An 18,221-nucleotide genomic window follows, 5' to 3' on the forward strand; every position below is an offset into this window, starting at 1 on the left:
TGCCCCGGTTCAGACATTGCCGGGGAGCGGACAACACAAAGGAGTGACCGATGACCGACACCCAGGTGACCTGGCTGACCCAGGAGTCGCACGACCGCCTCAAGAGCGAGCTCGACTCTCTGATCGCCAACCGTCCGGTCATTGCTGCCGAGATCAACGAGCGTCGCGAAGAGGGCGACCTCAAGGAGAACGGCGGCTACCACGCAGCACGCGAGGAACAGGGTCAGCAGGAAGCGCGTATCCGACAGCTCCAGGAGCTACTCAACAACGCCAAGGTCGGCGAAGCCCCGACGCAGTCGGGCGTCGCACTTCCCGGCTCCGTCGTCACTGTCTACTACGACGGCGACAAGAGCGACGAGGAGACCTTCCTCATCGCCACTCGCGAAGAGGCGCAGGCCGGCAAGCTCGAAACCTACTCGCCGAGTTCACCGCTCGGTTCCGCGTTGATCGACGCCAAGGTCGGCGACACCCGCGAATACACCGTCCCCAACGGCTCGGTGGTCAAGGTGACACTCGTCAAGGCCGAGCCGTACCACGGCTGATCCTCGACGAGACCACAGCACGTCTGGTCCGCGACAACGCAGGGCCACGACATCTCAGGGTCCAGCAATGACAAGGTTGCTGTGGGCTGCGAATTCCGCAGCTCACAGCAACCTTTCGTTTACGCAACCCCGCGGGTTCTGATCAGGTGAGTGAGACCTTCACGCCGCCCGAGAGCATCGAGTCGTGCAGTTCTAGTGTTGCCGGGTTCGCGTCCTTGGGCATGTCGAAGACGATCTTGGCGTTGACCGTGTTCCCCGGATTGATGTTGTCCCACACCGGAATATCGGAACCGCCGAGCGCGATCTGCGCCGAGGTGCTCGGCTCGAAGCTGCGCCGCTGATCGTCGACGAGCTTCTGCTCCGTCGGCGAGAAACTCTTCGGCTCCTTGCTCGTGTTCTGCACCGTCATCGAAACGATCACGAACTGCCCCTGCGCCTGCTCGGTCAGGTAGGGATTGTCACCAACACTCGACAACCCCTTCTCGACCCCCGTCACCACGAACTCGAACTTGCCGTCGCGCACCGGGGTGTTCAGTCCTGCAACATCATTGCCCTTGCCCGAGTCGGAGTTCTGCTCGTCGGCACCCTGCTGCGACGAGCCACCGGACGTCGAACTCGACGACGAATCCGAGTCCGAGCCGCCACCGGACACCGCGACGATGATCACGATGAGCACCACCAGTGCACCGAGGACCCACGGCCACTTGCGGCGCTTCTTCGGCGGCTGGTTGGGCGGCTGCGCACCGGGTGCCGCGGGAGGGAAGCCGTACTGCGGCACCGTATTCGGCGCACCGGCGTACTGCTGTCCGCTACCGGCGTACTGCGACTGATCCACAGGAGGCTGCCACGAGCCGGGGTGGGATGCGCCCGGGTGGGATGCGCCGGGGTGCGGCGCGTTCGGGGGGTTTGTCATTGGTCTTCCTTCGTTCACGACGCCGTACGTTCGGCGACGAAAGGGACTCTAGGGAGCGACTCCGACAAAAACGGCCCCGCGCTGGGTCGTCCGAACGATCGAATCTCCACGCCCGAATCAGTCACCGCGCAGTCGGCACCACACTGAGACGAGTTTTCCGAAAACGTCTCGCAAGAATGGTTCGCGATGCTAAGACGTGAGGTATGAATTCGCGCTTCTCCATGCGCCGGGTGGGGGTCTTCGTCGCTGCTGCGGCAGTGGGACTGCTCGCCTCGGTCTCGACCCCTGCACTCGCCACCGCCGCTCCTGCACCTGCACCTGCACCGCTGCGCTACGTCAACCTCGGAGACAGTTACTCCGCGGGCTCCGGCGTATCCCCCACCGCGCCGGACAAACCCGGCAGCTGTTCACAGTCGAGCAACAACTTCGCCCACGTGGTCGCACGTCGCAACGGCTTCTCGCTCACCGATGTCAGTTGCGGCGGTGCCCAGACGAAAGACTTCTTCGCACGTCAATACCCTGACACCGCACCGCAATTGCACGCCTTACGCCCAGACACACAGCTTGTCACGCTGATGATCGGAGGCAACGACGGCAACGTCTTCGCCGGGACGGTCGCGAAGTGCATCGCCGCCGGTGTCGCTGCGGGATTCCGCGGGACACCATGCAAGGACCAGTACGGTACGTCGATCGACAAGGAGATCCGCACCGCGACCTACCCCAAGATCGTGAAGGCACTCAAGGCTATTCGAGCGAAGTCGCCCAAGGCCAAGGTCGCCATCGTGAGCTACCCGCTGATCATGCCCGCAACCGCGCAGACCTGCACCAATCTGCCCGTCGCCGCGGGGGATCTGCCCTACGCGCACGGTATCCAGACGACACTGAACGACGCTGTCAAACGCGCCGCCGAGGCCACCGGGGTGACCTACGTCGACGCCGCAACACCATCAATCGGTCACGACAGTTGCAAACCGGTCGGCGTCCGCTGGGTGGAGCCGATCTTCGGCACCGTTCAACCTATCCCGGTGCATCCCAACGCACTCGGCGAGCGCGAGATGGCAGGCATCGTCAGCCGGACGCTCGGGTTGGCTCGGTAGAGAACCTCATCCGACGTCGACCTCGGCGCCGAACTCAGCGGGCGCCAAGGTCCATCTCGTCAAGCATGCGCTCTAACTCGGCCTCGACCCGCGACTCCGCCGCACGAGTTTCTTGCTCGGGCGAGCGTCGTCGAACCACGTGGTCGAGGTCGGGAAGCAGGAGTCGCGGCGCGACCTTCAGTGCGTGTGCCAGTCGATATACCGTCGACAACTGCGGATCAGCGATGAAAGGGTCGCGGTTGCTCGCGTTGCGCTCGAGGTTCGAGATCTGGTTGCGGTGCATTCCGGCCAGGTGAGCCAGTTCCTCTTGCGAGAGGCCACGTTTATGACGGACTAACCGTAGCCGGTTGCCGAACGAGTGACCGTAGGTTCCCCATTCCAGGGATCCACGCTCGTTGGTCGGCACAGATCCCAATGTGTCGGACGCACAACGTATTGTCTGCACAACTAGATGTGTGTCAGCGAGGTGCGTTTGTCGTGAGGTTACGAGAACTGGTTGCGGGACTGCGACTACAGGGTCGGTGGCCCGCCCCCGTCGAGGTGCTGTCGGTGAGTTACCTCGGAGACTCCGCCGCGTCGATCGTCGTGCGTAGCCCTGACGGTACGATCGACGCCGAGTTGGTCTACCCGGATGAACTCGGTTCGACGATCACCGTTGTCGACGACGCGGATGCGCCATGGTCGTTCACCGCCGATCCCGCACAGTTCCGGCTCGCGGCAGAGGCACTGCGTATCCGGATGGCGGGCGTTCACGATCCGATGCTCGCGGTGGCCACCAGCGACATCTCGCCGTTGCCACACCAAATCCGCGCGGTCTACGGTGAGCTGCTGCCGCGGACACCGTTGCGATTCCTCCTCGCCGACGACCCGGGCGCAGGCAAGACAGTGATGGCCGGTCTCTACGCCAAGGAATTGATTCTCCGCGGCGACCTCGCACGGATGCTCATCGTCGCCCCCGGCGGACTCGTCGATCAATGGCAGGACGAACTCGACAGCAAGTTCGGCATCGCAACGGCCCTGCTGTCTCGTGAGCTCATTGACGCCAGCGTCGACGGCGATCCGTTTGCCGCACACCCCTTCCTGATCGCACGCATGGATCAACTCGCCCGTGACGACGAACTGCTCGAAAAGCTGACTCTTTCCGAATGGGACCTGGTGGTAGTCGACGAAGCGCACCGGATGTCGGCAAACTGGTGGGGTGGTGAACTCCGAAAGACCAAGCGGTTCAACCTCGGTCAGCTTCTCGGAGGTATAACGCGGCATCTGCTGCTGATGACAGCCACGCCGCACGCCGGCAGCGAAGAGAACTTCCAGGCGTTTCTGTCCCTACTCGATCCCGACCGCTTCGAAGGTCAACCACGCGGATCCGCCATCGCAGACACGACGGGCCTCATGCGTCGCATGGTCAAAGAAGAACTACTCACATTCGAAGGCAGACCACTCTTCCCTGAGCGCGTCGCCGAGACCGTCCCCTACCGACTGTCCGACGAGGAACAACAACTCTACGACGCGGTCACACATTACGTACGCGAGGAGATGAACCGGGCCGAAGCCAACCCCGACTCGCCCCAGCGTCGCACGGTCGGTTTCGCACTCACGGTGCTGCAGCGGCGTCTGGCGTCGAGCACCCACGCAATCCTTCGGAGTCTGGAACGTCGACGTCATCGCTTGGCCACCAAACGCGCCGAGATGGCAGCAGGGCGCCATTCGGCGGTGGAAGAGGGGCTTCGCCTACCGCGCGCCGATCAATTCGACGACCCGGACGAGTGGAGCGCCGAAGAGTTCGAGCACATCGAAGAGGAAGTGGTCGACGCCGCCACCGCAGCACGCACCGTCGCAGAGCTCGACGTCGAGATCGCACTGCTGGACGATCTTATCGCATTGGCCACCCGGGTCCGCAACAGTGGCGTCGACCGGAAGTGGGCGGAGTTGCGCACACTGCTCGCCGATCGTTCACTGCTCCGAGACAGTGACGGCGCACCTCGCAAGCTGATCATCTTCACCGAGCATCGCGACACGCTCGAGTATCTGGCACGGCAGATCCGTAACGTGCTGGGCGACGACGACGCCGTTCTCACCATTCACGGCGGAACCCGTCGGACCGATCGAAAAGCGATACGTGAACTGTTCACCCAGGAGCTCGATCGTCGGGTGCTCGTAGCCACCGACGCTGCAGGCGAAGGTCTGAACCTGCAGGCCGCGCACCTGATGATCAACTACGACCTCCCCTGGAATCCCAACCGGTTGGAACAACGATTCGGCCGCATCCACCGCATCGGGCAAGAGCACGTCTGCCGACTATGGAACATCGTCGCCGACGAAACACGAGAGGGCCAAGTCTTCGTCCGACTCCTCGACAAGATGGAGCAGCAGCGAAAAGCTTACGGCGGCAAACTCTTCGACGTTCTCGGCGATGCCTTTGCGGAGAAACCGCTGCGCGAGTTGCTGATGGATGCGATCCGCTACGGCGACGACCCAGCGCGGATTGCCGAAATCGAGCGCGTCGTCGACGCCCAGGTCGCCGAGGGCTGCGAGGAACTGATCAACGATCGAGCCCTGGCTCGCGAAACACTCGACCCGCTCGAACTCGACCGGCTTCGGCGCGAGATGGACGACGCGATGGCACGCCGTCTGCAGCCGCACTACATCGAAGCCTTCTTCACCGATGCTTTCGGTCAGTTCGGGGGACGCCTGACCCGCAGAGAACGCCAGCGATTCCAGATCAGCAATGTCCCGGCATCGCTTCGCCAACGGCCTGTCCGCCGCGAGCATGCCGGCCGCCCGGTGGTCCGGTCATACGAGCGAGTCACGTTCGATCCCACGGCCGTGGCGATCCGCGAGGGACGTCAGGCAGAACTCCTCGCTCCCGGGCACCCTCTGTTCGACGCAGTGCTCGATACCACGATCGAGCGAGCGCACAGTCTCCTCGAGATCGGCACCACCCTGTTCGACCCGCTCGACACGGCAACCGAACCGTACGTGCTCATGGCTATGACCGGCGAGATCCATGACGGCCACCGGCGGGTGGTCAGCAAGCGATTCAGCTTCGTGGCCCTCCACTCGAACGGGTCTGTCGCCGACGCAGGCCCGGCGCCCCACTTGGATCTGTCACCCCTGCCCGACGCCGCCACTGCCGCAGCGTCGAAGGCCTTGACCGAGAATTGGATTCGCGCCGACCTGGCCGACCGCGCGATGGGGTGGGCTGGCGGAATCGCACAGCCCGCTCACCTCGCAGAGGTCCGTGCACAGCTTATGCCCAGTATCGAGAAGACCTCTGCCGCCGTGCGAGCCCGCCTCATCGGTCAGATCAACTACCTCGATTCCGAGTCGGCGCGCGTCCGCGAATCGCAAGCGACAGGTCGGGGTCGGCGGGCAAGGTACAGCCCAGAGTGGCTGGAGGCACGTGCCCGCGAACTCGAGCAGCGCTTGGCTACTCGGACGGACGAACTCGCACGCGACGCGATACTCACCGCCAAGCCGCCGGTACTCACGGCCGTGATGCTCGTGATTCCAGCGGGCATGGTCGGTGGATCCGTCGCCGATCTCGCCCGCGACACCACCATCACTGAGCGTCGGGGCGTCGACGCTGTGCTGGCCGCCGAGATTGCGCTGGGTCGCGATCCCGAAGAGATGGCGCACAACCACAAGGGGTACGACATTCGCTCGTTGCCTGCGCCCGACGAACAGGGCGTGCGCGGACCAACCGTGTTCATCGAGGTCAAGGGCCGCGTCGAGGGTGCGGATCACTTCTCGATCAGCTACAGCGAGGTGATGCAGGCCCGCAACACCGGCCTCAACCATCGTCTCGCGCTGGTATCCGTCTCCGACCGCGGACCCGAGTTCGACGAGATCCGCTACCTCACCGACTACTTCCGCAACTTCAACATGGGCGACACCGACACGGCGACGATCATGATCGACTGGCCAAAGGCGTGGTCGAAGGGGAAGCCACCGCACTAAGCCGAATGGAGTATCCACCCCAACGCTCGCGCACATCATGTTGTGCGTTATGTTGAGTAGCTTTGCACCGGACGAGAGGCGACCATGTCTGACGACACACAACATGTTGGTAAGCGAAAGTTGATCGAGGTCAGCCTGCCTTTGCAGAAGATCAACGAAGCGTCCGCACGCGAGAAGTCGATCCGCCACGGGCACCCGTCGACGCTGCACCTCTGGTGGTCACGCAAACCGCTTGCAACGTCACGCGCCGTGCTGTTCGCGCAGCTCGTCGATGACCCTTCCGCTCGCCCCGATCTCTACCCGACCGAGGAAGACCAGACCCTCGAACGCAAGAAACTCCACGAGTTGATCGAACGCCTCGTGGTGTGGGAGAACTCCAACGACGAAGAGTTACTCCGCGAGGCGCACGCGAAGATCCTTGGGTCAACCGGCGGTAATCCACCGCCAATCCTCGACCCGTTCGCGGGTGGCGGATCAATCCCGCTGGAAGCCCAACGACTAGGCCTAGAGGCACACGCTTCGGATCTGAATCCCGTTGCAGTGCTCATCAACAAGGCCCTCATCGAAATTCCGCCAAAGTTCGCCGGCAAGCGCCCGGTATTCCCCGGCGCCGCAGACGAGACGATTCAAAGCTGGCCGCGCGCCACCGGCCTCGCCGAGGACGTGCGTCGTTACGGACAGTGGATGCGCGACGAAGCCGAGAAGCGCATCGGGCACCTCTACCCCAAGGCGACGCTTCCCGACGGCTCACAGGCAAACGTAATCGCCTGGATCTGGGCACGCACCGTTACATGCCCCAATCCGGAATGCCGCATTCAGATGCCATTAACCAGTAAGTGGTGGCTCGGCAAGAAGAAGGGCAAGGAGGCATACGTCGTCCCCGTGGTCGAGGGGAAGACCGTCCGGTTCGAGATCGGGCATGATCCGCAGTTCGCACCGACAGCAGAGTCGGACGGAACCGTCGGGCGCACCGGTGCCACCTGCGTGCGGTGTGGGACGTCGGTTGAACTGAAGTACATTCGCGCCGAGGGCAAAGCGGGGCGAATTGGCGCCCAGCTGATGGCCACCGTCGCCGAAGGTAATAGGCGGCGGGTCTACCTTGAGCCCACGGCATCGGACGCGGCGACTGCTGATGTGCCAGTTCCCGTGGGAGCACCTGCCGGTGATCTGCCCACCAATCCGCGCGATTTCAAGACACCAAACTATGGGATGACTACCTTCGCTTCCCTATTCACCCCACGCCAACTCACTGCGCTGACCACGTTCAGCGACCTGGTGAGCGAAGCCCGCGAACTCATCGTCCGTGACGCCCTCGCCGCCGGACTGCCCCACGCACCCAGTCTCGACGACGGCGGCACCGGCGCCGAAGCGTACGCCGATGCAGTGGCTACGTACTTGGGCGAAACGATAAGCCGATTGGCGGACCTAGCCAATTCGCTTGCCTCATGGGAACCGTTTGCCGAATGCCCGAGACACCTCTTCGCACGACAAGCGATCCCGATGATCTGGGATTACGGAGAGGGGAATCCACTTGGCGCATCTTCCGGGTCATGGCTAACGCTCCTCGACGGGACTCGTCGTGCCTTCGAGAGCCGCGCGTTCTCCCGATGCGAACCTCAAGCATATGCACAGCAGTCGGACGCTATCCGCACCCTGGGTGCTCGAGGCGTTTTGTCCACAGATCCTCCCTACTACGACAACATCGGTTACTCCGACCTCTCCGACTTCTTTTACGTATGGCTGCGCCGCTCATTGCGCAAGGTCCACCCGGGCATCCTGTCGACGCTACTGGTCCCGAAAACCGAGGAGCTGGTGGCAAATCCGTATCGTCATGGTGGCAAGGACGGCGCTCAAAAGTTCTTCGAAGAAGGCTTTCTTAGAGTCTTTCGTGAGGCCCGCGAAACCGCACTCCCCGACTTCCCAATCACTGTCTACTACGCCTTCAAACAGCAGGACTCCTCAACGTCCGGTCAGTCGTCGACCGGCTGGGAGACGCTGCTAGAGGGCATGATTCAGTCCGGTTGGCAAATCACTGCCACGTGGCCCGTGCGGAGCGAAGCAAGCAACCGCATGCTCGCACACGGCACTAACGCCCTCGCCTCCTCCATCGTCCTCGCCTGCCGCCCTCGCCCCGAGAACGCTCCCCGCACCGACCGCCGCGGCTTCATCAACGCACTCAAAGCCGAACTGCCGCAGAAGCTTCGAGAACTCCAGCAGGGCGCCATTGCGCCCGTCGACGTCCCGCAGGCCGTGATCGGCCCCGGTATGACGGTCTTCTCCCGCTATAGCGCCGTGCTCGAAGACGACGGCTCGATGATGACCGTTCGTACCGCTCTCCAGCGGATCAATGCCATCCTCGACGAAGTGCTCACCGAGTTGGAGAACGACTACGACAACCAGACTCGTTTCGCGCTCACCTGGTTCCGCCAATCCGGTTTCGACACAGGTAGGTTCGGCGATGCCGAAAGCATTGCCAATGCCCGCGGTGTCAACCTCGAAGCGCTCGACCGCGCAGGAATCCTTACCAAGGGCGGCGGGAAGGTCGCACTGATTGCGCCGTCGGATATGCCTGCCGACTACGACCCGTCAACCGACACCGCGATCAGCCAATGGGAGGTGGTGATGCATCTGACGCGCGTGCTCGCCGAGGACGGCGTACCCGCGGCCGCAGCGCTTCTCGGCAGAGTTCCGCGCACCGTCGATTGGGATCTGTGCAAAGAACTCGCGAGCCTGTTGTTCAAGCTCGCGGAGGACAAGAAGAAATCCAAGCTCGCCGTCGACTTCAACAATCTCGGTGCGGCGTGGAATGACATCGCACGCCAGGCCCCCGAGGCGTCGTACCAACCGACTCTCCTCGACTGACGTCCCGGATCACGACGTGCCGGAAGGCGCCGTTCATCGGATGAAGGTCACGACGACCGGCAGGTCGAGGTCTGCCCACGCACGATCGGCGGTCAGCACAACAGGCGGCTCACTGCGCGCGGCGAGTGCGAGACAGCACCGATCCCCCAGGGACAGCGATTGTCCGCCGTCGACCGACCGCATAGCTGCAACCACCAATGCATCGGCCGCGTCCAGTGATTCGATCAGCACTCCTGCCGCGATCAGCAACGCGTTGACCTCTTCGATGTCTCCGCCGACGTCCACCACCTTGCCGAGCACCTCGGCTAGGTTCGCCGCCGACATCACGCCGCCGCCCTCGGTCAATACCTTCTGTACAAGATCGGCGCCGGCTCGTCGTTGAGCAGCGCAAGCAACGCCGACGCGTCGAGTACGGTCACGTGCCGCTCTCGACCTCTGCGAGTCGTTCTGCGAGCAGTGCTTCGACAAGCGACCTGCCTCGGGACCGCGCCGCCAACGCTCCCCGCAACGACCGCAGTGCGTCCGCTGGACGTTCGATCACCAGACGATCACCGACTCGTTGCACCGACAAGACATCTCCCTCTCGCAAGTCCAGTTCGCTACGCAGGTCAGCGGGCACGACCAGCCTGCCCTGCTTTCCCAGAACCACCGTGGCACTCATCAGTCAATGATGGCACTACTCCTAACGCCCTGCCACAGGGTGCATGTCCGATGTGTCGGTACCTGTGGATAGAGTCGTCAGCAATTCACATCATGTTGTGCATCACGGAGGATTACGACGATGGCGATGAACAACCTCGAAAGGGTCCAGAAGACGCTCGGACTCCTTGGCCCGGCACTCAACACATTCATCGCCGCCACGCTTGCTCCCAACCTCGGGGCAACGCCGTGGGTTGACCTGCTTCGCGCACGCGACGCGAGCAAGGGCGCCCCGGCAGACAAGGTCTACAACGCAGACGACGTACAAAACGGCCTGCGGATGCTCACTGACAACATTCCGAACTCGGTACGCAAGGGCTGGTATCCCTTCGACGGAGCACTGTCGCGGGCGCAGAAGAGCTGGGCCGAAGAACTCAAGGAGGTCCGCAACCGAGCACAGCACTTCGAGCCGTTCAGCAATGACGAGGCGCAACGCGCTCTCGACACCGCAGAACTCTTCCTCAAAGCGATCGGCGCTCCGGCAGAGGCCGAGCAGGTCCGCAGAATGCGCCTCGATCTCCGTCGGGTGGCCACCGACCGCGAGGACAGCCGAGCCGCAAGGGCACTGGGAACAGCCGATGTCGGCGCCGATAACCTCCCACCGTGGCGAGAGATCATGAGCCCGCACCCCGACGTCGCCAGCGACAACTTCAACGCTGCGGAGTTTGCCGCTGATCTGCATACCGTCGCCCAGGGCAACGACGCCGGCGAGTACTCCGACCCGATCCAATTCTTCGCGCGCACCTATCTGACCGAGGGGTTGCGCGACCTGATCACCCGTAACGTCGGACGGTTGTCCGGAGACATGAACGCGTCACCAGTGGTCAATCTGCAGACAAACTTCGGTGGCGGTAAAACACACTCGATGCTTGCGCTCTGGCATCTGGCTTCGGGCCTCAAGAGCGGCAACTACCCCGACGAGGTCGCTGCGCTCGCCGCGCCGTTGGACGGACTACCTGCAGGTGTACGCAGAGTGGCCCTCGTCGGCAATCAGATGGAACCGGCAACCGAGGACACCCGCGACGGGCGTCCGCACATCCGCACCATGTGGGGTGAACTCGCCTGGCAGCTCGGGGGACAAGACGCATACGACATCATCGCCGACGCCGACCGCACGTCGACCAATCCCGGTGCCGCACTGCGCGAACTGTTCGAGGTCTACTCACCGGCCGTCATTCTGATCGACGAATGGGTTGCCTACGCCCGGCAATTGCTGAGCCAAAGCGGGCTTCCCGCAGGAGATTTCGACACACAGTTCACCTTCGCACAAACGCTCACCGAGGCGGCCAAGGCAACCAAGGGAATCCAGGTCGTCATCTCAATTCCTGCGTCGTATGACAGTCACGGAGACGGCGACGGCGTCAGCGATGAAGAGGTCGGCGGCGAGAACGGTCGTGAGGCGCTCGCGCGACTCAAATCGATCGTCGGACGCACCGCCGATCACTGGCTGCCCGCAAACCCGCAGGAGAGCTTTGAAATCGTTCGTCGTCGGATCTTCGTCGATCCTGATGGCGACACACTGGCGAAAGTCAGCTCGATCGCCAAGTCATTGGTCGAGTACTACCGCAAACACCGAACCGAATTCCCCAGTCAGGCAATCGAACCCGGGTATATCGACCGCATCAAGCAGTGTTACCCGATCCATCCGGAACTCTTCGACCGTCTCTACGAGGACTGGTCGACGCTCGACAGGTTTCAGCGCACGCGCGGCGTGCTGCGACTGATGAATCGCATCGTTGGTACCCTCTGGCGCAGTGACGACGCCGCACCACTGATCATGCCGGGCTTGGTTCCCCTGGAGACCGATTCGGTCGTCACCGAGATCACGTCGTACCTCGATGTCGGCACCTGGCGCCCTATCCTGACCACCGATGTCGCCGGGGAGGGGTCGGTACCGCGCAACATCGACAAGGACCACGACCTGTTCGGCAAACGGCGTGTGGCGCGACGACTGGCGAAGACGATCTTCATGGATGCCACACCAACGCTGCACACCGCGCACAAGGGCGTCGATAAACAGCGCATCTTCCTCGGAACGGCGATGCCCGGCGACGTCCCCGGCAACTTTCATTCCGCACTCGACCACCTGGCAAACAACTCCACCTACCTCTACACAGACGCCGGCCGCTACTGGTATGACAGCCAGGCGAACACCACGCGCGCCGCGCGCGACCACGCCGACAATCTGCCGAAGGCCGACGTCTGGGCGGAGGTCGAGCGGCGTCTCAATCACCTCCGCAAGACCTCGCGGGATGACAGTTTCGTTGGCGTCCACGTGTGCCCGACGTCGTCTGCGGAAGTCCCAGATGAACCAGCGACGCGCCTTGTCATTGTGCCGATGGAGTTCACGCACAGCGCCCGCGCATCCGACAGCAGTGCCTTGCGCTGGGCGCACGAGGCCCTCGAGCACCGCGGCGGCGCCAACCGCGGCTACAAGAACGCGCTGATCTTTCTTGCCGCCGACGACAAGCGGGCGCGCGAACTCGACGAGTCCGTCCGGCAATTCCTCGCTTGGCAATACGTGCGGGATAACGCGGACGGCCTCGGACTCGGCGGCTCCCAGACCCGTCAGGCCCAGGCCCGCATGGCCAAGGCAAACGACGTCGTCGACGATCGCCTGCCCGAAACGTTTATTTGGGCGATCGCCCCCGATCAGGAGGCAGGCAAGGCTACCTACGCGCTCGATACATTCAACACCGGCGGAACCACCGACGACCTCATCGCGCGCACCGGTGCTCGGATGAGGGACAAGAGTCAGCTCTCCCTCACCAGATCGTCGAGGCTCATCTCGATGGATCTGACCGGTCCGCTGGCGGCGGCCTGGGAACCGGGGCATATCAGCGTCGGCGAACTCTACGGCTTCTACGCGACGTATCCCTACCTCGCCCGCCTACGAGATCGTGACTCGCTGATCGACGGACTATGCACCGTGTACAGCGAAACTACTTGGCAGATTGATGGATTCGGATTCGCTGCTGGTGTCGACGAGACGACCGGTGAGTACATCGACATCCACCTACCCACGGACGAGGCCACGCCGCAGTTCGTCGACGAGACTCTCGTCGTGGAACCGGATCTCGCCATGCAACAACGAGACGCCGACATCGCCAAGGTAAAGAGGGAGGGCAAAGGCGACGAAGACCCGGACGACGACGGAGACGGAGGTGATGGCGGCAAGGGTGCTGGCGGGACGCGCGAGGGTGGTGGCGGATATCGCCCCGGCGGCAAGGGGGCGGTGCCGCGGCCTCCACAGCCGACGCGCTACTTTGGTTCGATCGAGCTCGACCCCCACTTCCCGGCCCGCGACTTCGCCACAATTCAACAGGAGATCCTGGCCCATTTGTCGGAGGCGTCCGGTACAACTCTCGATGTGAGAATCGAAATCAGCGCGGTGAGGCCGGAGGGCTTCGACGACTCAACCGTGCGAACTGTCCGCGAGAACGCCAACACCCTCGGATTCGATCCATCCGACTTCGAGGTCGAATAGCTATGACAGCGGCTGCCGTCCGCACACGATCGCCGGAGACCACTGAGCTCGGATGCCGCTCACTCATGCGAGTCTTCGACGATCCGCAGTTCGCCACCAAGATCGACCAGCAACTGTATTCGTGGTGCAAGCAGAAGAACTGGGACGCAGATCTGCTGACCGGACCGGGCGTGGTCGACGTAGCTCCGGGTGTCACAGCGTCTCTGGTCCGCGACCAGCGCCAAGACGGAAGCACCATCGAGCGATGCCGATTCCACCAGGATGAGGGCCACGGCATCTGGATCACCGAGGTGACCACCTTGGTCGATCGCGACAACTCCGGATGGGTGTGGACAGACGTCTACCAGCCCGAAGGTCGTGAGGCTCGTATCCCCCGCCTCGTCGGCAATATTCTCGAGGTGATCGACGCGTTCGACGGGCACCATCGGATCACGCCAACACCCATCCGAGCCGACGTCGATGACGTTGACGAGATTTACGCGGCCATTCTCGACGACGATCGCCGCGGATTCCTGTTCCTCGCGGGCTCGGACGACACCATGGCCATCCCCCAGGCCAACTGGGCCGACTATGTCAAACGCTTGACTGGCAGAACCCGCGGACTCGCTAACACCTACGTACTCAGCCCCCGAGCAACGCTCGCCCTCAACACACGTCTACCGGAATCGCATCGAATCCGAGAGTGGTCAATCCGCACGTTCCTACCCAAGCCCGAACTCGACGACCCGCGAGACGGCGTCCGGCACCGAGTTCTGAGTACCGGAAGGATCGTCAACGACACCGAGTACCACCTACGCGATCTCCTTGCCCGAGCTGCGTGCCGGCATTCGGCCACGACTGCCATTCCTCGCGAATTGGTCCGGATCGATCGACGTCTGCGCGAACTCCTCGACGAGGCGATCGTCGACGGCTCCGCTGTCCGCGGACCGTCGACCCCCGTCGAGGCTCCACACCAAACTGAAGAGTCACGAGTCGTAGCGCCAACGACCACTGTGCCCTCGACCGTGACGCACAGGGGTTCCGACACCGAGCCGCCGTCGACGTCACGGCTGCTCGCCGCGCTACGGTCCGTCGTCACCAAGGTCGTCGGTACTGCCGACGTCACCGTCGAGGCAATCGGGCGTCTCGGTGAACTCGCCGCTGATTCGCTGATGCACGAGAAAAATCTTCGAGCAGTTCGCGAGCGCATCCACACGATTCAGTCGGAACGAAATGCTCTGGAAGACCGCAACATCGAGCTTGCTGCCCGGGCCCAGGACGGGCAGGACGAACTCGCCGGGATTCGTATCGAACTATCGGCCACCGAGGCACAGTTGCGCCATCTGCGTTCGGAATTGGCAAAACTCGATCGCGGCGAAGTCTCGTGGGTTCCGACAGCGGTCTCCTCGGACAATCCACCAGACTCATTTCGCGATCTCATCGATCGCATCAGCGAGTTCGAGCGCATCGTGTTCACCGGGGACCCGAAACCTGCGTACGCCCTTGACGACCAGAACCTCGTCGACTGGGCTATCCGTACCTGGGACTACCTTCGGGCCCTCAACGACTACTGCCGCCTGCGTTCTAGTGGTGACTTCTCCGGGAGCGTAGACGATTACGTCAACGACACGCCCGCGGGCTGCGCCACGATCCCACCCGGCAGCCACGCACGCGGTGAGACAAAGGCGACCCAGGACCACTCCGAGTACGGACCGCTTCGGGTGCTCCCGGTACCTGAAGCGGTCGATCCATCCGGAAAGGTGTTCATGGGCGCCCACCTGCGAATAGCCAAGTTCGGCAGCGTCAGTCCTCGCATGCACTACTTCAACGACGCAACCGGAACCGGAAAGATCTACGTCGGCTACATCGGCGCACACCTTCCCAATTTCCGCACCAACTGAACCAGAAAGTCAACCGTGAAAATTGTCTACCTGCACGGCGTCGGTGATGGCGACGGGAACATGTCATGGCTCGAAGGACTCAACGCCGGACTCGTCGGCCTCGGACAACCGGCGATCGCCGAAAACGACGTCATCGCACCCAAATACAGCGGAATGTTGAGGACGCAAGGTATCAAAGCTCCTCATCCGAAACGGACATACACCCCGCGCGATGATCGCGATGCCCGTCGCGCATTCGAACGCCGACAGGCACGCGTCGCTCGACTACTGAACAAGACAGGCATCGTTCGTAAATTCGGCCTCGGCAGAGTGGCCGATGGCCTCGTCGCGCCGATCCAGAAGTTCGGTATCAGCAGTGCACCGGTGCTGGCGCAGGTCAAGAATTACATGGCGGATGAAGGCCTCCGCGGTGCCGTTCTCCAATCGATCCTCGACGCCATCCCGGCAAAGGGTGACATCGTGTTGATCGGGCACAGCTTAGGCAGTGTCATCGCCATCGACCTACTTGACCACCTTCCCGAGACGGTTCACGTTCGCCGTTTCATCACTATAGGTAGCCCAGCCGGGTCTCCCCCGCTCCATGAGGGAAGCGAGCGAATACTCAAACGTTTTCCCTACGCACGCGTCGACGATTGGTCGAACTTCCTCGATTGCCGCGACCCCGTCACAGCCGGACGTGGACTCACCGGAATCTTTGCTGGCGCACAAGATTTCGGTATCAGTGGTGCCGCCGGACATGCCTCAGCGCTCTACCTCCGAAACTCGGCCGTCGCACAACTCGTTTCTGACGTCCTCTACCCCACCAAAGATCTCGTCCGCTCCGACGGTGGTGTCGTGCTTCGCCTCGAGGATGCCGATGCGACCACCCTCCTGGCTCTCGCCTACGCACGACGCGTCGGCGTGCACTTGAAGGGTGACGACAAAGCTCGATTCGAGGACGCACTCGCGCTCCTTCAAGACTCACTGGCGGCGGCGATCGTCGAACACAGCGAGGGCCGACATCTGCCGCCAGAACTAGCGCAACTCACGCAGGGGCAGCTTCCGCCGATTCCTCGCCGATGGACGCTGCCTGAAACCGTCAGCCGAACCGTAGTACTCGCGTTCACCAACGTTCTCGACCCGTACGAAATCGACGCTGGCGACGCGAAATACGATGCGATCGCGGACATTATCGTCGACCTCGGCTGGACCAGCGGCACAGGCATCAAGGTCAAAGATGCGGTGCAAGAGGTCGCCGAGTATGTGCTTGTCGAGCGTCGACGATTCGGAACGAAGTCCAAGATCGCCTTCGCCGCCGCAGGTCTCGCCCTTCTTGCAGCAGGTCCGATCGGGATAGCAATGGGCGGGGTTGCCGGCGTTGCAGGAGCTGCGGCGCTCTCGAGCGGCCTCGCCGCGCTCGGGCCAGGCGGCATGATCGGGGGACTCGTGACGCTCAGTGGCCTGGCCTCGACCGGAGCGATGGTGACCACAATCGCAGCAACCACCGGCAACGGCGTACAGCAATTGCTTGCAGACCCGACCAGCGTCGCGATTCAGGTCGCAATCGCCTACGCTCTCAAAAAGATCGATGAGCCTTTCGATAGCGAACTCTGGTATCGCCTCGCCGAGGCAGAAACCGACCTCAGCGCCGAGCTCAATCGGCTGTCACCATTCAGTGACGGCAAAGCCTTCGGTATTCAACGCAGACAAGAAGCACTGAAGACCATCGGCGACCTGATGACCTTCATGCTCAAAAACGGACTCGGACCTCGCGAACTCGAACAGTAACGACAATCTTCACCTCAGGCGGCGTCGTCGAACCTCATCGTGGGGGTTCCCGACTCCTCGCTGACGCGAATGGCACCGTGCTCCAGCGCGACTCCGAGTTTGCCGAGCATCTCGAAGAGCGGCCTGCCCGATTTCGCGCTCGACATGTCGTCGGTGGGATCGACGCTGTAGTTGGTCACCTCGGTCAACACCGAGAGCCGCCACGCGTCGCCGCGCAGGCCCTGCAGGTCGCGACTACGGGTCAGCGGTTGCACCTCGAAGGATGTGCATCCTGCTGTGTCCTCCTCCGTGCACGCACCACCGACCCCGATGTCGGCGAACTCGGCGTGCGACCACCACAGCACGGCGTCGACATCGACCGTGGGCGTGACGATTCCGTTGGGTAGCGGGCCTTCGGTCATTCTGGTCAGCGGCTTCTCGAAGACGAGGAGCCCAGCGCTGCCCAACTCTCCGAGGACGCCGATGTTCGCCACGTCGTCGGTCGACGCCGATTCAGTGATGGCTTCGGGCACCCAGATCGGCGACACCCGCGTGAGGACCTCTGCAGACGTGTCGGCGCGGCCGAGCAGTCCGCGTAACAGCGTGTAGAGGTCGACGGCGTCACAGTACTCCTCGGCGAGGTCGACGTACTCCTCATCGGTGAGCTCGAGCAGCCCGTTCCGGTGGCGGTCGGCCCGGTCCATGGCGTCCAACATCCGAGCGCCCGTGGGCAGAATGTGACCCGCCCACTCCTCCGCGATCCCGCGGAAGGCGTCGACGAGAGCGACCCGGAGGTCGGGGACGCCCGCCGCCGCCCACGGAATCCGGTTGAGTCGACGTCGTGTGGCGGCGTGATATTGCCGCCCACTCCCCGTTGTGCTGTTGCGCGTGTGCCCGCCCACAGTTGGCTTCGGCGACTTGTGATTTCGTCTGCCCATGCGCTGCACGCTAAGCGTGATCGCTTGTCGAGTCACCGTGGCCGTCCACAGGAGCGCGGCGGACCACAGGTTATCCACAGCCTGGCCCCAGACCCTC

The 18,221-nt window shown here is 63.0% G+C and carries 12 protein-coding genes; 7 read left to right on the forward strand and 5 right to left on the reverse strand.

Annotated elements, in window-relative coordinates:
• Positions 1 to 50: 50 nt before the first annotated feature.
• A complete protein-coding gene (greA, locus tag GOACH_RS12090; protein ID WP_005174949.1) occupies positions 51 to 542 on the forward strand; it encodes a transcription elongation factor GreA in 492 nt (163 codons plus the stop codon).
• Positions 543 to 684: 142 nt separating this feature from the next.
• Here the strand turns inward: greA and GOACH_RS12095 are convergent, their stop codons facing one another.
• A complete protein-coding gene (locus GOACH_RS12095; protein WP_005174951.1) occupies positions 685 to 1,455 on the reverse strand; it encodes a DUF4352 domain-containing protein in 771 nt (256 codons plus the stop codon).
• Positions 1,456 to 1,658: 203 nt separating this feature from the next.
• Between GOACH_RS12095 and GOACH_RS12100 the strand changes: the two genes are divergently transcribed.
• Entirely contained in the window at positions 1,659 to 2,552 is an 894-nt protein-coding gene (locus tag GOACH_RS12100) for an SGNH/GDSL hydrolase family protein (RefSeq protein WP_005174952.1), read from the forward strand.
• A 34-nt stretch (positions 2,553 to 2,586) separates the two neighbouring features.
• On the opposite strand, the gene GOACH_RS12105 is transcribed toward GOACH_RS12100, so the two are convergent.
• On the reverse strand, positions 2,587 to 2,958 hold the full coding sequence (locus GOACH_RS12105; RefSeq protein WP_005174954.1) for a helix-turn-helix domain-containing protein: 372 nt from the start codon (positions 2,956 to 2,958) through the stop codon (positions 2,587 to 2,589).
• A 71-nt stretch (positions 2,959 to 3,029) separates the two neighbouring features.
• On the opposite strand from GOACH_RS12105, the gene GOACH_RS12110 reads away from it, so the two are divergent.
• Positions 3,030 to 6,512: a helicase-related protein gene (locus tag GOACH_RS12110; RefSeq protein ID WP_005174955.1), complete on the forward strand. Its 3,483-nt coding sequence runs from the start codon at positions 3,030 to 3,032 to the stop codon at positions 6,510 to 6,512.
• 84 nt (positions 6,513 to 6,596) lie between these two features.
• Complete coding sequence (locus GOACH_RS12115) at positions 6,597 to 9,374, forward strand: DUF1156 domain-containing protein (protein WP_005174957.1); 2,778 nt, start codon at positions 6,597 to 6,599, stop codon at positions 9,372 to 9,374.
• A 33-nt stretch (positions 9,375 to 9,407) separates the two neighbouring features.
• Here the strand turns inward: GOACH_RS12115 and GOACH_RS12120 are convergent, their stop codons facing one another.
• Positions 9,408 to 9,842, reverse strand: coding sequence for a PIN domain-containing protein (locus GOACH_RS12120; protein ID WP_373279087.1), 435 nt, complete (start codon positions 9,840 to 9,842; stop codon positions 9,408 to 9,410).
• Positions 9,790 to 10,035: an AbrB/MazE/SpoVT family DNA-binding domain-containing protein gene (locus GOACH_RS12125; RefSeq protein WP_040518503.1), complete on the reverse strand. Its 246-nt coding sequence runs from the start codon at positions 10,033 to 10,035 to the stop codon at positions 9,790 to 9,792. Before GOACH_RS12125 ends, GOACH_RS12120 begins: the two co-directional genes overlap by 53 nt.
• Before the next feature lie 120 nt (positions 10,036 to 10,155).
• Between GOACH_RS12125 and GOACH_RS12130 the strand changes: the two genes are divergently transcribed.
• Genes GOACH_RS12130 through GOACH_RS12140 form a run of 3 tightly spaced genes read left to right on the forward strand, consistent with a single transcriptional unit; the run spans position 10,156 to position 17,207 of the window.
• On the forward strand, positions 10,156 to 13,560 hold the full coding sequence (locus GOACH_RS12130; RefSeq protein ID WP_005174963.1) for a DUF499 family protein: 3,405 nt from the start codon (positions 10,156 to 10,158) through the stop codon (positions 13,558 to 13,560).
• A gap of 2 nt (positions 13,561 to 13,562) precedes the next feature.
• Positions 13,563 to 15,440: a hypothetical protein gene (locus tag GOACH_RS12135; RefSeq protein WP_005174965.1), complete on the forward strand. Its 1,878-nt coding sequence runs from the start codon at positions 13,563 to 13,565 to the stop codon at positions 15,438 to 15,440.
• A gap of 15 nt (positions 15,441 to 15,455) precedes the next feature.
• A complete protein-coding gene (locus tag GOACH_RS12140; RefSeq protein ID WP_005174967.1) occupies positions 15,456 to 17,207 on the forward strand; it encodes an alpha/beta hydrolase family protein in 1,752 nt (583 codons plus the stop codon).
• Between the two features lie 14 nt (positions 17,208 to 17,221).
• Here GOACH_RS12140 and GOACH_RS12145 read toward each other — a convergent pair whose 3' ends face one another.
• Complete coding sequence (locus GOACH_RS12145) at positions 17,222 to 18,124, reverse strand: hypothetical protein (protein ID WP_157227681.1); 903 nt, start codon at positions 18,122 to 18,124, stop codon at positions 17,222 to 17,224.
• Positions 18,125 to 18,221: the final 97 nt, after the last annotated feature.

The sequence above is a fragment of the Gordonia aichiensis NBRC 108223 genome (assembly GCF_000332975.1).
In the GTDB taxonomy this organism is placed as follows: Bacteria; Actinomycetota; Actinomycetes; order Mycobacteriales; family Mycobacteriaceae; genus Gordonia; species Gordonia aichiensis.

What these genes read in the sequence shown, in the direction of transcription:
- GOACH_RS12095 (WP_005174951.1), bottom strand. Translation starts at nt 1,455, where the DNA reads ATGACAAACCCCCCGAACGCGCCGCACCCCGGCGCATCCCACCCGGGC.
- greA (WP_005174949.1), top strand. Translation starts at nt 51, where the DNA reads ATGACCGACACCCAGGTGACCTGGCTGACCCAGGAGTCGCACGACCGC.
- GOACH_RS12115 (WP_005174957.1), top strand. Translation starts at nt 6,597, where the DNA reads ATGTCTGACGACACACAACATGTTGGTAAGCGAAAGTTGATCGAGGTC.
- GOACH_RS12130 (WP_005174963.1), top strand. Translation starts at nt 10,156, where the DNA reads ATGGCGATGAACAACCTCGAAAGGGTCCAGAAGACGCTCGGACTCCTT.
- GOACH_RS12100 (WP_005174952.1), top strand. Translation starts at nt 1,659, where the DNA reads ATGAATTCGCGCTTCTCCATGCGCCGGGTGGGGGTCTTCGTCGCTGCT.
- GOACH_RS12125 (WP_040518503.1), bottom strand. Translation starts at nt 10,035, where the DNA reads ATGAGTGCCACGGTGGTTCTGGGAAAGCAGGGCAGGCTGGTCGTGCCC.
- GOACH_RS12145 (WP_157227681.1), bottom strand. Translation starts at nt 18,124, where the DNA reads ATGGGCAGACGAAATCACAAGTCGCCGAAGCCAACTGTGGGCGGGCAC.
- GOACH_RS12135 (WP_005174965.1), top strand. Translation starts at nt 13,563, where the DNA reads ATGACAGCGGCTGCCGTCCGCACACGATCGCCGGAGACCACTGAGCTC.